Annotated in this window: 10 protein-coding genes; 6 read left to right on the forward strand and 4 right to left on the reverse strand. The window is 70.3% G+C overall.

The window, feature by feature from the left end:
- The first annotated feature begins 14 nt into the window (after nucleotides 1-14).
- Nucleotides 15-1061, forward strand: a complete 1047-nt coding sequence (locus KF837_12510; protein MBX3228135.1) for a hypothetical protein — start codon at nucleotides 15-17, stop codon at nucleotides 1059-1061.
- Nucleotides 997-1863, forward strand: a complete 867-nt coding sequence (locus tag KF837_12515) for an FkbM family methyltransferase (GenBank protein MBX3228136.1) — start codon at nucleotides 997-999, stop codon at nucleotides 1861-1863. Before KF837_12510 ends, KF837_12515 begins: the two co-directional genes overlap by 65 nt.
- On the opposite strand, the gene asnB is transcribed toward KF837_12515, so the two are convergent.
- The 3 genes from asnB to KF837_12530 are packed head-to-tail and all read right to left on the reverse strand — an operon-like array spanning nucleotide 1840 to nucleotide 6420.
- The gene (asnB, locus tag KF837_12520; protein ID MBX3228137.1) at nucleotides 1840-3780 is read right to left on the reverse strand and encodes an asparagine synthase (glutamine-hydrolyzing); all 1941 of its coding nucleotides are present in this window, start codon (nucleotides 3778-3780) and stop codon (nucleotides 1840-1842) included. The genes KF837_12515 and asnB overlap by 24 nt on opposite strands.
- A 45-nt stretch (nucleotides 3781-3825) precedes the next feature.
- Nucleotides 3826-4449, reverse strand: a complete 624-nt coding sequence (locus KF837_12525; GenBank protein MBX3228138.1) for an acetyltransferase — start codon at nucleotides 4447-4449, stop codon at nucleotides 3826-3828.
- A 12-nt stretch (nucleotides 4450-4461) separates the two neighbouring features.
- Nucleotides 4462-6420: a polysaccharide biosynthesis protein gene (locus KF837_12530; protein ID MBX3228139.1), complete on the reverse strand. Its 1959-nt coding sequence runs from the start codon at nucleotides 6418-6420 to the stop codon at nucleotides 4462-4464.
- Nucleotides 6421-6595: 175 nt separating this feature from the next.
- On the opposite strand from KF837_12530, the gene KF837_12535 reads away from it, so the two are divergent.
- Genes KF837_12535 through KF837_12545 form a run of 3 tightly spaced genes read left to right on the forward strand, consistent with a single transcriptional unit; the run spans nucleotide 6596 to nucleotide 9558 of the window.
- The gene (locus tag KF837_12535; GenBank protein MBX3228140.1) at nucleotides 6596-8443 is read left to right on the forward strand and encodes a protein kinase; all 1848 of its coding nucleotides are present in this window, start codon (nucleotides 6596-6598) and stop codon (nucleotides 8441-8443) included.
- Between the two features lie 57 nt (nucleotides 8444-8500).
- Nucleotides 8501-9163 (forward strand): hypothetical protein, encoded by a 663-nt coding sequence (locus KF837_12540; GenBank protein MBX3228141.1) that lies wholly within the window; start codon nucleotides 8501-8503, stop codon nucleotides 9161-9163.
- A 41-nt stretch (nucleotides 9164-9204) separates the two neighbouring features.
- Entirely contained in the window at nucleotides 9205-9558 is a 354-nt protein-coding gene (locus KF837_12545; GenBank protein MBX3228142.1) for a hypothetical protein, read from the forward strand.
- A 34-nt stretch (nucleotides 9559-9592) separates the two neighbouring features.
- Here KF837_12545 and KF837_12550 read toward each other — a convergent pair whose 3' ends face one another.
- Nucleotides 9593-12136: an ATP-dependent helicase HrpB gene (locus tag KF837_12550; protein ID MBX3228143.1), complete on the reverse strand. Its 2544-nt coding sequence runs from the start codon at nucleotides 12134-12136 to the stop codon at nucleotides 9593-9595.
- Nucleotides 12137-12191: 55 nt separating this feature from the next.
- Between KF837_12550 and KF837_12555 the strand changes: the two genes are divergently transcribed.
- Nucleotides 12192-13253, forward strand: coding sequence for a UDP-N-acetylmuramate dehydrogenase (locus KF837_12555; protein ID MBX3228144.1), 1062 nt, complete (start codon nucleotides 12192-12194; stop codon nucleotides 13251-13253).
- The last annotated feature ends 153 nt before the right edge of the window (nucleotides 13254-13406 follow it).

The following is a 13406-nucleotide window of genomic DNA, read 5'->3' on the forward strand; positions in this document are numbered from 1 at the left end:
TACGAAACAGGCGAATGGACCGGATCCGCAGCGCGGTGGAGGAGCTCGTCTCGATCTTCCGGTCGAGCGCGACGAAGCACGAGGCGAACCGGCGTGCGGCGCCCGTGATGGAGCAGCTCACTCGCGAGCCGGCGTTCCTCACCGCGGTCCTCGAGCGGTACCTCGAGACGCCGGCGGCGCTCAATCGGCGGAACTATCCCGTCGTCGGCGTCGATATCGCGCTCAACCCTTGGTTCGGCCTCGTCGCGAACTGCTGGATCCCGCTTCCGAGCCGCGAGACGAACGTCGCCACGAAGGCGATCCATCACCACGGCGACATGCTCCTCACCACCGCGACGCTCTTCGGTCCGGGGTACGAGCACTGGATGTTCACGCTCCCGCAGAGGGTATCGGGCAGCGCGAACGAGCGGATGCACTCGATGGAGCTGATCGAGGCGGCGCCGCATCCCCGCCATCACGTGTCGTTCGTCGATGCATGGACGGCGCACACGCCGCTGTATCCTCGCTCTCTGTCGATCACGCTCGCGCTCTGGTCGAAGCGCTTTCCGACGACCTGGCGCGATCGCGCGAAGCGCCTGCCGATCGTCAAGGACCAGACCCGAGCGCTGACGGAGGCGGCGAGGGTGCTGGGGCTCCGGCGGGCGCTCCAGCTCAACGTCGTCGAGTCGTTCGACTTCTTCCCCGTCGCAGACGGCTTCGAGGTCATGCCCGAGCGAAAGGAGTTCTCGCTCGGGCCGATCTCCGACCACGTCCACAGCGTCTTCCACGTCGTTCAGGAGACGGGCAACGAGCACCTGGCGCGCACCATCCGGCGGCAAGTCGATCGCGGCGTCGTTCGCGCCGGCCGACCCGTCGTCGAGGAGCTGCTCGTCGATCTCGAGCGCGGCCGTCCCATCGCGGGCAAGCTGTCCGAAGGGCACTACGGAGTCCCGTACGCCAACTTCACGCGCGACGACATCGAGCGCAGCCTGCGCGCGACGAAACGGAAGGAATCGAATGTCCAGCACGACCACGCCTCGCCGTCACTTCGTCAAGAAGCTGCTGGCGCCGGTCCTCGGTGAGCGGAGCTACAGCGTCCTCCAGGCGGTGGCCATGGGTTGGGACATCAAGCGCGGAGCTTGGTGGGAGCCCGAGCTCGAGCTGATCGCGCGCGTCGTGCGCGAGGGCGACACCGCGATCGACATCGGGGCGAACTTCGGGCTCTGGGCGTACTACTTCTCGAAGGCCGTCGGTCCGAGCGGCAAGGTCTACTCCTTCGAGCCGATCCCGTTCACGGCGCGGACGTTCCGGCTCATCGCGCGGGTGCTCGGCTTCTCGCAGAACGTCGAGCTCGTGACGAAGGGCTGCGGCGCGAAGAACGAGACCGTGAAGTTCACGGTTCCGGTGATGGATACGGGCGCCATCAGCGCGGGGCTCGTCCACATGCGCGGGCGCAACGACGAGCGGCCGGGTCGTGACAAGCACGCTCCGTTTCCGAAGACCAAGGACATCGAGTGCGAGGTCGTCGCGATCGACGATTACCTCCCGCAGCTCGAGCGCGTGAGTCTCGTCAAATGCGACATCGAGGGCGCGGATCTCTTCGCGATGCGCGGCGCCGTCGCGACGCTGAAGAAGCACAAGCCGGTCGTCGTGATCGAGATCACGCCGTGGTTCCTCGAAGGGTTCGGGCTGCGCGTCGCCGACGTCGTCTCGTTCTTCGAAGAGCTCGGCTATCGCTGTTACGCCTACGACGACGGCGGCCGGCTCGTGCCGACGGCGACGGACGCGATCATCGAAGACAACTGGGTCTTCGTTCACCCGGAGAATGACGCGCGGGTGCGCGCGATCATGACCGAACCGTCACGAGGCGAGCATCTCGCGTAGCGCGTTCGGCCCATCACCGAGGCTCGTCTCGCACCACGCAGCGAGCGCAAAGGCGTGCCAGACGACGAGGGGATCGGTCGCGAGCCAGCGGTTGAACCTGCCGTCACCGAGCTCGGCGCTCGAGAGGATCCCATAGCGATCGAGGCGCTCGGTCGCGAAGAGCCGCTCGCAGGCCGGATTGAAGGGGCCGCGGAGCCAGCGCTCGACGGGGACGCCGAAGCCCATCTTCGCGCGGTTCGCGAGCGCATGGCCGAAGCGACGCTCGTGGAGCGCCCGGAGGACGCGCTTGCCCGCCCACTTGCGCGTCAGTTCGCCGATCGTGAGCGCCTGCGGGAGCCCGACACCGTACTCGGCGACGCGGTGATCGAGGAAGGGGACGCGCGCCTCGAGGTGACACGCCATGCTCGCGCGGTCGACCTTGACGAGCATGTCGTTGCAGAGCGTGCTCGCGAGGTCGGCGGCGAGCGTGCGCTGAAGCTCGGTGCCGCTGGCGCGCTCGAACCGGGCGCGGATCTCCTCCTCGAAACGGTACGGGTTCGCCGCGACGCGAACGAGCGGGGCGGTCCGGGCGAGGGGGGCGATCTGCGTGAGCTGCGCGTAGACCTGCGGGTCGGATCCCGAGAGCCCGCGCGACACGCGGCGCACCGTGCGAAGCAGCTCCGTCCAACCGCGCGTCCGGTCGTGGACGAGCGGGATCCGTCCGAGCGCCCGACCGACGTTGTCGCGGAGGCGCGGCATCGACGCGAAGGGGCGTCGGAGGTGCACGACGAGGTACTTCTTGTAGCCGCCGAACACCTCGTCGCCGCCGTCGCCGCCCAGCACTACCTTGTAGTCGCGCGCGACGTGGGAAGAGACGAGGTACGTCGCGAGGCTCGACGAATCGCCGAACGGTTCGTCGTAAGCGAGGAGGGCGTCGGGGAGCCGCCCTCGCGCGGTCACCTCGTCGAACATCTCGACCGAGAACGGGACCCCCAGCTTCTCGGCGGTGGCACGGGCGAACGGAGACTCGTCGAACTTCGGCTCGCGGAACCCGATCGAGTAGGCCTTGATCGTCCCCGGCGCGATGTCGTTGGCGTAAGCGGTGACGAGCGACGAGTCGATGCCGCCGGAGAGGAACGTCGCGACCGGCACGTCGCTCTCGAGGTGCTCCTTCACTGCCCGGCGGAGCAGCGCTTCGGTGTTCTCGCACGCCTCGTCGAGCGAACGGACGCGCGCCGCGTCGCTCGAAGGCTCCAGCGTCCAGTACGTGTCGAGTCTCCGCTCGCCGCTCGCGATGTTGATCGTCATCCGCGTCGCGGGCGGAAGACGGCGCACGCCTCGATAGATGGTCGCCGCTTCGGGGACGTAGCTCCACGAGAGCATCGCGTGGGCCGCGTCGTGGTCGACCTCGAAGAGGCGGCCGAAGCCGGGGAGCGTGCGATCGAACGCGCGGAGCTCCGAGGCGAAGGCGAGGGTGGTGCCCGTGTCGGCGACGAAGAGAGGCTTGATCCCGAACCGGTCTCGACTGAGCACGACGCGACGTCGGCGCCGGTCGTGGACCGCGAAGGCCCACATGCCGACGAGGTGCCGCTCGACGTCGTCGGGATCGAGCTCGTAGAGGCGGAGGATGACCTCCGTGTCGCTCCGCGTCCGGAAGCGCACGCCGCGCTCTTCGAGCTGCCGGCGAAGCTGCGGCGCGTTGTAGATCTCGCCGTTGTAGACGAGGACGATCGACTCGTCTTCGGTGGCCATCGGCTGGTGGCCGTGCACGACGTCGACGATGGCGAGCCGCTTCATCGCCATCGTCGCGTCGGGCGCCGCCACGAGGCCCTCGCCATCCGGGCCGCGGTGGTGGATGGCGGCGTTCATCGCTTCGACGATCGCGCGCGCGCGCTCCAGCGGCGCGTCATAGTTGATCAGACCGACGATTCCGCACATCTCGAGGCTTCTTCTATCGACGTTGCCTTCGCGCGGAAAGCGCCGTCACAAGAGGGACCGCCGCACGCGGGCGGGGACGCCCGTCGCGACGACGTCGGCGGGGATGTCGCGCGCGACGAGGGCACCGCCGCCGATCACCGATCGGGGGCCGACCGAGGTCATCGGTAGCATGGTCGCGCCGATGCCGAGCTGCGCGAGCTCGGCGAGTCGACACTTGCCTCCGAGCGTCGCCCGCGGCGAGACGTGGGCGAAGTCCCCGACGACGCATTCGTGCTCCACGATCGCCCCCGTGTTCACGACGACGCCGCGCCCGAGTCGAGCCGCGACGTTCACCACGGCGAGCGCCATGACGACGGTGCCGGCGCCGATCGTGACGTTCGGCGCGACGACGGCGCTTGGATGGATCGCCGTCACGAGCGTGCAGCCGAGCTCGAGGCACTCCCGCGCGATGCGTTCGCGGATAGGACTGTGACCGATGCCGAGAGCGACGCGTGCGGGCGACTCCGCGAGCAGGCGGCTCGGTCCGATGACCTCGAGGCCGTCGACCGTGCGCCCCTTCATCTCGGGGTCGTCGTCGAGGAAGGCGTCCACCTTCTCACCGCGAGCACGGAAGATGTCCGCGATCACTCGCCCGTGGCCGGCGGCTCCGATGACGAGGAGAGGTGACACCGGCTCGGCCCGTCAGAGCGCGGGCGTCTCCGTGGTCACGAGGGTCGGAGCGTCGCTCTCCTCCGCGCGAATCACGACTGCCTTGGAGGACGACGCCGGCGGTGGACGGTCGCTGTTCAGCTCGGGCGAATACTCCGGGACGAGCCGCTTGAGCTCCGTGCGTATGCGCTCCGGCGCCGAGCCATCCGTGAGCGTATGAAGGCGGACGAGGCCGTGCTCGAGCTCGGCCAGCGGAGTGAAGCCCAGCATCCCGACGAAGATCTTCGGGTGCCCCGTTTTTTCTGCCTTCTCGGCGTCGAAGGAGAGCTCCTCGAACAGTTTCTCTCCTGGCCGGACACCGGAGAAGACGATCGGGACGTCGTCGACCTCGAATCCGGAGAGACGGATGAGGTCCCGCGCGAGGTCGACGATCTTCACGGGCTCACCCATGTCGAGGATGAAGATCTCTCCGCCGCGGCCCATCGTGCCGGCTTGCAAGATGAGCTGGCATGCCTCCGGGATGGTCATGAAGTAGCGACGCATCTCGGGGTGAGTGACGGTGACCGGTCCACCCGCCTTGATCTGCTCCTTGAAGATCGGGATCACGCTCCCCGCGCTGCCGAGCACATTGCCGAAGCGGACGGCGATGAAGTGCGTGCGGCTCGTCTGCGAGAGTGCCTGGATGTAGAGTTCGGCGACGCGCTTCGACACGCCCATCACCGACGTCGGGTTGACGGCCTTGTCGGTCGAGACCATGACGAACTTCTCGACCCCGAACCGGTGGGCGGCGTCCGCGACCTTCTTCGTACCGAAGACGTTGTTCTTGATCGCCTCGCCCGGGTTGCTCTCCATCATCGGCACGTGCTTGTGCGCGGCGGCGTGGAAGACGACCGCTGGCCGTTCACGCTCGAAGATCGTCTCGAGACGGCGCGAGTCACAGATGTCGGCAACGCAGGGAATGATGGAGACCTCGCGGTGCTCCGCGATGAGCGCGCGGTGAACCTCGAACAGGTTGTTCTCGGCTTGTTCGACGAGGAGGAGGGTCCTCGGACCGAAGCGGCAGATCTGCTTGCACAGCTCCGAGCCGATGCTTCCGCCCGCGCCGGTGACGAGGATGACGCGACCGCGAATGAAGTCTTCGATCGCTTCCGTGTCGAGCGTGACCGGCTCGCGACCGAGGAGGTCCTCGATCGCGACGTCCGCGAGCTGGCTCACGGTGACGCGGCCATCGATGAGGCTGTCGACGGCGGGAAGCGTGCGGAGGCTCGCGCCCGTCGGACGACAAAGGCCCACGATCTGGCGGATCTGTGTGCCAGTCATCGAGGGGATGGCGAGGATGATCTCGTCGATCCGCTCCCTCGCGCAGATGGGGACGACATCGCTGATCGGTCCGAGGACGGGGAGGCCGTGGATCCGTTCGTTCTGCTTGTGGCTCGCGTCGTCGAGGAAGCCGACAGGGTCGTAACGATGACCGTAAATGCGAACGATTTCACGCATCAGCATCTCGCCGGCGTCACCCGCTCCGAGCACGAGGATGCGCCGCCGTCGGCTCTCGCCGCGCGCCGGGGTCGAGCGCATGCTCTGGAGGACGACCTCGCGAATGGTACGGATGCCGAAGCGGACGCCACCGACGACGAGGATGCTGAATGCGAAATCGAGGATGAGGATCGAGCGCGGGAAGGTCCCCGTCGCGAGGAACGCCCAGATCGTCGCAATGAGGAACGACGAGATGACCGCGCCCTTGAAGAGAGAGATCAGGTCCCGCGCGCCGGAGTAGCGCCAGAGCCCGTGAAATAGGCCGAGCCGCCAGTGTACGAGGCTCCTCATGCCGAGCGTGAGGAGGACCAGCTTGAGCCCCAGCGCGCGGTAAGCGGCCGGGATCGTGAACTCAAAGCGCAGGAGGAATGAGGCAGCGAGCGCAAACGTCCACAGCGCGGCGTGCACGACGACGACGAGAAAGCGTCGATACGTGATGACGAAATTGCGCAGCATGGGGTTCGTCGGCGCCGGGGCCTACCGGCATCCTTCCGTGGGAGCTTGGGTGACGCAAGCCCTCGCCAACATTCATTCCTTCGCGGTAAGTGCGATCGATTGCCGTTTGGGCCTTGATGCACATTGCGAGCGGCACCTCTGGACGCGAATGCGCTGACAGTCGAAGATCGGCACTATGTCGGGGCGGCTTCAACCGGGCTACATGTTCCCAGGCACGGTCTATCGTGTCGTCCGTCATGTCGCGACGGGAGGCATGGGATCGCTCTATGAGGTCGAGGACACGACCGTCGGGCGGCACTATGTCCTGAAGACGTTGCACCCTGAGCTCGTGGAGCGCGCCGATCTTGCGATCCGTATGCGTGAGGAGGCGCGGGCGCTTGGGAAGCTCCAGCATCCCAACATCGTTCAAGTCATCACCGCCGGGGTCACGAGCGACGCGCAGAGGATGCCGTTTTACGTGATGGAGCGGCTCGTCGGGCACAACCTCCGTGCCGTCCTCGACGTGCGGAAGAAAGAGGGCGGCATCGGGCTCGGCCAAGCCCTCCGCATTGCGATCGACGTCGCGAGCGCGTTGCAGCACGCGCACGAGAAGCAGCTCGTTCACCGCGACGTGAAACCGGAGAACATCTTCCTCCACCGCGGCCCGAAGGGGACCGAGATCAAGCTCGTCGACTTCGGGATCGTCCGGATGCTCAACCGCGAGGCCACGCTCACGCGCGGCAAGTTCGTCGGCACGATGAAGTACTCGTCGCCGGAGCAGATCACGGGGCTGCGCGAGATCGGGCCGGCGAGCGATCTCTACTCGCTCGCGCTGGTGCTCTACGAGATGATCCGGTTGCGCGGGCCTTTCGACGACGCGCCGGACCACCTCAAGATCGGGTTCGCGCACGCCAACGAGACGCCGTCTCCGCTCTCGCTCCACGTCGCGACGACCCCACCCGACGTCGACGCGCTCGTGAACCAGGCGCTCGCGAAGCAGCCCGAGGCGCGGCCCCCGTCGTGCGCCGCCTTCGCGGCAGCGCTGCGCGTCGCGCTGGAGCGCCTCGAGGCCGCGCCGAGGCATGGCACTGACGTCGAGCTCCTGTCCGTCCAGCATCCGATCGACCTCAAGGACGACGTCACCGAGACGAGCGCCGGTCTGCCTCCGACCGTCCCTGAAGGTGTGGTCGCGCCGGCGCCCGCGCCCGCCCCCGCGGTCACGCAAACGGACCCCGCCGTCTCCGCCACGCTCGTCGCGCCGCCGCCGACCCCGCCGATGGGCCCACCGCCGCTCGCCGCCCCAGGCCGCATGGTCACCGCCGTGCTCGGTCCGCCGGCGCCTCCACCGCACGCCGCCGTCACGCCGCTACAGGGCGCGGCCATGCATCCGGGCGCGCTCGCACCCGGCGGCGCGGCCATGCATTCGGGCGCGCCCGCCCCGCATGGTGCGCTCGCACCCGGCGGCGCGGCCATGCATTCGGGCGCGCCCGCCCCGCATGGTGCGCTCGCACCTGGCGGCGTGGCCATGCATTCGGGCGCGGCCCCGCCCGCCCCGCCCGCCCCGCATGGTGCGCTCGCACCCGGCGGCGCGGCCATGCATCCGGGCGCGCCGCCTCCGCATGGTGCGCTCCCGCTCGGCGCGGCCGCCTCACATGGCGCGCTCCCGCGCGGCGGCGCACCCCCACCCGGCGGCGCGGCGATGCATCCGGGCGCGCCCGCCGGCGCGCGCGTCGTCGATCGCGATGCGCCCACGCGCGTGCCGCCGCCGAGCGTCGAAGCCCCGCGTGCGCCCTCGAACGACACCGTCGTCGACGGGCCCACGACGCCGCTGAGCCCGAGCGTCTCGGCCGAGCCGCCGCCGCCGAAACCACAAGCCTTCATCTCCACCGTCCACACGCGGCCACGTCGCGACCGCGCCTCCATCGTCGTCGTCGGGATCGCGGCCGCGCTCGCGCTCGTCATGATCACCGGCGCGCTCCTGTTCGTGCGGCGGCCGTGGAGCGGTCCGCACGACGCGGTCACGACCGAGGTTCCGGCCAAATAGCGCTTCGCACGCTTCGCTTTTCCGGCGCCGCGAAACATTGGATACTTCTGGGCGCCGATGAGCGACGAGGAAGAGAAGGCCGACGTCGTCGACTTCGACGCGCTCCACGCCGCGCTCGGCGACATCCCTCCGCCGCCGACCTCCTCGACCCCCGCGCTCGCCGAAGCGACGTCGGGCGGCAAGAACAACGCGCAGTACTCGTCCGCGCGGCCGCACACCATCCCACCGACGCGCGCGCCCGCCGTCGACATGAACGCGCCGTCCATCGTCATCGCCGACGACGTGCCGCCGACGAGCCAGCCCAACATGCCCGCCGCGGCGGCGGCCGCGCAGATGACCATCCCGATGGGCAGCCCCATCCTCTCCGGTGTCGGCGCCGTCTCGCCCGGGCCCATGCCGGTGGCGGTCCGCGCGCCGAGCGCCTCGCACCCCGGCTTCGACGGCCCGCGCCACCCCGCGAACGACGCCGTGCAGCAGACGATGCACATGCCCGGGCGCCCGATCGCCCCGCCGCGCCGCCCCCGCAGCCCGACGATGGTCGTGCACGCGCGCGGACCCTCACGCGCGAAGAAGATGCTCGTCTTCTTCGCGATGCTGCTCTTCGTCGTCGGCGTCGGCGTCGCGGTCCTCGCGTTCGTGCGCCCCGGCGGCATCGGCATCGAAGGCTTCGGCAAGAAGCCCGCGCCCACGTTCTCGCCCCCGACGACGACGCCGCCGTAGCTTTCTTGGCCGCGCTCGTGCGCGCGCGTTACGCGTCGAGCATGAAGGAACGCCGACGCCGCCGAAGCACGCGCACGCACGAGGCCCTCGAGCTCCTCCTCGAGGCCGTCAAAGAACGAAGCGACATCTCGTCGATCGCGATCGTGGACGGCCGCGGGCTCGTCCTCGCCGGGACCGGCTCCGAGCACGAGCTCATGGTCCTCGGCAACGTCGCCGCCCCCGCCGCGTCGGGCGCGTTCGACGCCCACTGCGAGCAGCTCACCGAGGGCACCGACGTCCTGTCGTGCCCGCTCGCCCTCGGCGAAAAGAAGATGTACCTCGCCGCCCTCGGCGCCCGCGTCGCGCGCATGCCCGAGGCCGCCCGCGGCGTCACGCGCATCCTCAAGACGGGCTGAAATACCGAAAGACCGGCTGAGCGCGATCCCGCCCTCAGCGTCGCCGCGGCAAACGCGGCGGCACCGGCGTGCTCGTGTCCTCCGGCCACGCGTGCCGCGGGTACTTGCGCATCAGCTCCTTGCGGATCGCGGGGTAGTGGCGCTCCCAGAAGCCGGGCAGATCGGTCGTCACCTGCACCGCGCGTTTGTTCGGTGCGAGCAGGTGCAGCACGATCGGCACGCGACCCGCGGACGGCACGTTCTTCGTGCCGATGAAGTCCTGCAGGTACGACTCGACCCACGGCGGCTTGCCCCCGTCGTAGTGGATCTTCGCCGTGCGCGTGCTCGCGAGCGTGATGCGCTCCGGCGCGAGCGCCTCGATGCGTCCGTACGCGCCCGTCTTCGCCTTGAGCGTCTCGAGCAGCCCCGCCTCCTCGAGCTCGCGGAAGCTCTTCTTCCCGGCGCACAGCTCCCGCAGCGTCGCGAGGACGTCGGCGTCGCTCGGCGCCGCGACGTCCGGATCCTGCGACGCCGCGAACCGCGCGCGCGCGAGCCAGCGATCGAGCTCGCCCGCCGGCGCGAACGCCCGCGCCCCACGCGCCCGCGCCCGCTCGAAGAGCAGCTCCGCGACGGCGGGATCCTTCGGATCGAGCCCGCCGCTCTCCGCGATCGCGAGCGCGTCGTAGGTCATCTTCGAGCCGCCGGTGACGACGCCCTTCGCCTCGTCGAACGCGAGGTCCGCCGTGTCGCGGATGCGATCGGCGAACAGATCGATGAGCCACTCCGGCTCGATCTCGCTCGCGACGCGCACCACCGTCCGCCCGCGCACGAGCTCCGCGTCGACCGCGACCATCCACGGCGCGTCGCGCACCGCGCTCGTCTCCGCGAGCTCCGCGGCGCCGCCCTGCGCGAGCGCGAGGTCCCGCGAGCCCGGCTTGCGCCGCCGCGCCACGCGGTCGGGGAACCCCGCGAGCACGGACATGAGCAGCGCGTCGTCGATCGCCTTCGGTCCCTCCGGACGCGCCGTGCCGCCGTCGCGCCCCAGCGCGCGCCGGAGCTGCTGCGTCGCGCGCCGCGCGGAGTGGGCGGCGCCGACGTCGAGGTCCATCGCGCGGAGCGTGTGGGCGGCGAAGCCCGAGCCCTCCGCTTCATGAAACAGATCGAGGAGCGCGAGGAGATCGCTCCGCTCGGTCCCGACGTCCCGCGCGCGCGGTCCGCCGCCACCACCACCGCCGCCCTCGAACCGCGTCTTCGCGGAGCTCCGGATGTCCCGCTCGCCCACGAGCGCCGCGAGCACGCAGCCCTCCTCGCCGACCCCACGCCGCGCCGCCTCCACGAGCAGCCGCGCCTGCCGCGGATGGAGCGGAAACCCGAGCATCCGCCGCCCCGTCTCCGTGATCGCGCCGCTTGCGTCGACGGCGTCGAGCCGCGCGAGGAGCGCCTCCGCCGCCGCGACCGCGTCGGCCTTCGGCGCATCGAGCCACTGTAGTGTCGGCGTCCCCGCCGCGCGCAGCTCGAGCAGCGTCTGCGCGAGATCGACGCGGAGGATCTCCGGCGTGTCGTGCTCCGGCCGCGCGTCGTGATCGACCTTCGTGTAGAGCCGGATCGCGCGCCCCGGCCGCGTGCGTCCGGCGCGGCCCGCGCGCTGCGCCGCCGACGCGCGCGACGTCTTCTCGATCGCCGTCACCGGCAGCCCCGACCACGGCGCGTGCCGCGCGACGCGGACGAGCCCGCTGTCGACGACCGCGACGATGCCGTCTATCGTAACACTCGATTCTGCGACATTCGTCGATAGAATCAATTTACGCCTTTCGGAGCGGCCGACCGCGCGGTCCTGCTCCGCCGCCGGCAGATCGCCGTGGAGCGGGAGGAGCAGGAGGTCGTTCTCGCTCGCGAGCTTCGCGCAGCTCTCGAGCGCGCGCCGGATGTCGGCCGCGCCGGGGAGGAACACGAGCACGTGCCCGTCGAGCCCTCGCTGCACGAGCCCACGCACGGCGGACGCGACCTTGAGCTCGAGCCGCCGGTCGTCCGCCGTCGCTTCGTGCTCGATCGCGACGTCGAACCGCTTCCCCGCCGACCGCACGACGGGGCACCCGAGGAACGACGCGATCGGCGCGGCGTCGAGCGTCGCCGACATCGCGGCGAGGCGGAGGTCGGGCCGCGTCGTCCGCTGGAGCCGCCGCAACAGCGCGAGGGCGACGTCGCCCTGGAGGTGCCGCTCGTGCACCTCGTCGAGGAGCACCGCCGCGACGCCGCGGAGCGCCGGATCCGCGACGAGCCTCCGCGTGAGCACGCCCTCGGTCACGAACCGCACGCGCGTCTTCTTGCTCGAGACGTCCTCGAAGCGGACGGTGTACCCGACCGTCTGCCCGACCTTCTCCCCGAGCTCCTCCGCGACGCGCCGCGCCGCGAGCCGCGCGGCCAGCCGTCGCGGCTCGAGGACGACGATGTCCCCGTCGATACCGGCGTCGAGCAGCGCCCGCGGCGCGCGCGTCGTCTTCCCCGCGCCCGGCGGCGCCTCGAGGACGAGGCTCCCGCCCTCCGGCGCGAGGGTGCGCACGACCTCGGGCAGCACCTCGTCGATGGGGAGGGGAGTCAGCGGCACCTTGCGCCACGTAGCAGAAGTTGGCGGCCGAGGCTCGATTCGCCTTTATATGGATCCAGTGCGCGTCTCCGATCACGCACCCCTCGCGCCGCTCACGACCCTCCGCCTCGGCGGTCCGGCGAAGCGCCTCGTCACGGCGGAGCGCGAGGCCGAGCTCGTCGACATCGTGCGCGAGGTCGACCGCCGCAAGGACGCGCTCCTCGTCATCGGCGGCGGCTCGAACCTCGTCGTCTCCGACAACGGCTGGGACGGCACGGTCGTGCGCATCGGCACCCGCGGCCGCACCGTCGCGCCCGACCCCGGCGACGCCGATCGCGTCCTCGTCACGGTCCAGGCCGGCGAGCCATGGGACGATCTCGTCGGCTCCCTCGTCGACGACGGTCTCGCCGGCGTGGAGTGTCTCGCTGGCATCCCGGGCCTCGCCGGCGCGACCCCGATGCAGAACGTCGGCGCGTACGGCCAGGACGTCGGCGACACGATCGTCTCGCTCCGCGCCCTCGACCGCGCGCGCGGCGAGATCGTCACCTTCGATCGCGCCGCCTGCGGCTTCGCCTACCGCAGCAGCGTCTTCCGCGGAAAGGACCGCCACGTCATCCTCGACGTCACCTTCGCCCTCCGCCAGAGCCGCGAGAGCACGCCGATCAAATACACGGAGCTCGCGCGCGCCCTCGGCGTCCAGGAAGGCGACCGCGCCCCGCTCGACGAGGTCTGCCGCACCGTCACCGCCCTCCGCCGCAAGAAGGGCATGGTCCTCGACCCCTCCGATCCCGACACCACGAGCGCCGGCTCCTTCTTCACGAACCCGATCCTCACCCCCGACGAGCTCGCCCGCCTCCGCACCCGCGTCAATGTCGAATTTCCCGTATTCGCCGAGTCCGACGGCCGCGCGAAGGTCAGCGCAGGCTGGCTCATCGAGCACGCCGGCTTCCCCAAGGGCTACGCCGCCGGCCGCGTCGCGGTCTCGAGCAAACACGCCCTCGCCCTCACGAACCGCGGCGGCGCGACGACGACCGAGCTCGTCGCGCTCGCCCGCAAGATCCGCGACGGCGTCCAGCAACGCTTCGGCGTGACCCTCGAAAACGAGCCGGTGTTCGTCGGCGTCTCCCTCTGACGCACGTCATCGAAGGCTTTTTTTCTCAGGGCCCGCACTACGTCATCGCTTCGCTTCCACGTGATCGCGTGGGGCGCGGGTGGGCCTCTCCACCTACGCCGTCTCGCGCCAACACCCCCGCCGCCCCACCCCCACCGCGTCCACCACCCCACC

The sequence above is a fragment of the Labilithrix sp. genome, assembly GCA_019637155.1.
Lineage (GTDB): Bacteria > Myxococcota_A > Polyangia > Polyangiales > Polyangiaceae > Labilithrix.

Excerpts from the sequence above, each read along its gene's own strand:
- asnB (MBX3228137.1), bottom strand. The coding sequence starts at position 3,780 with ATGTGCGGAATCGTCGGTCTGATCAACTATGACGCGCCGCTGGAGCGC.
- KF837_12530 (MBX3228139.1), bottom strand. The coding sequence starts at position 6,420 with ATGCTGCGCAATTTCGTCATCACGTATCGACGCTTTCTCGTCGTCGTC.
- KF837_12510 (MBX3228135.1), top strand. The coding sequence starts at position 15 with ATGGACCGGATCCGCAGCGCGGTGGAGGAGCTCGTCTCGATCTTCCGG.
- KF837_12555 (MBX3228144.1), top strand. The coding sequence starts at position 12,192 with ATGGATCCAGTGCGCGTCTCCGATCACGCACCCCTCGCGCCGCTCACG.
- KF837_12535 (MBX3228140.1), top strand. The coding sequence starts at position 6,596 with ATGTCGGGGCGGCTTCAACCGGGCTACATGTTCCCAGGCACGGTCTAT.
- KF837_12515 (MBX3228136.1), top strand. The coding sequence starts at position 997 with ATGTCCAGCACGACCACGCCTCGCCGTCACTTCGTCAAGAAGCTGCTG.
- KF837_12545 (MBX3228142.1), top strand. The coding sequence starts at position 9,205 with ATGAAGGAACGCCGACGCCGCCGAAGCACGCGCACGCACGAGGCCCTC.
- KF837_12540 (MBX3228141.1), top strand. The coding sequence starts at position 8,501 with ATGAGCGACGAGGAAGAGAAGGCCGACGTCGTCGACTTCGACGCGCTC.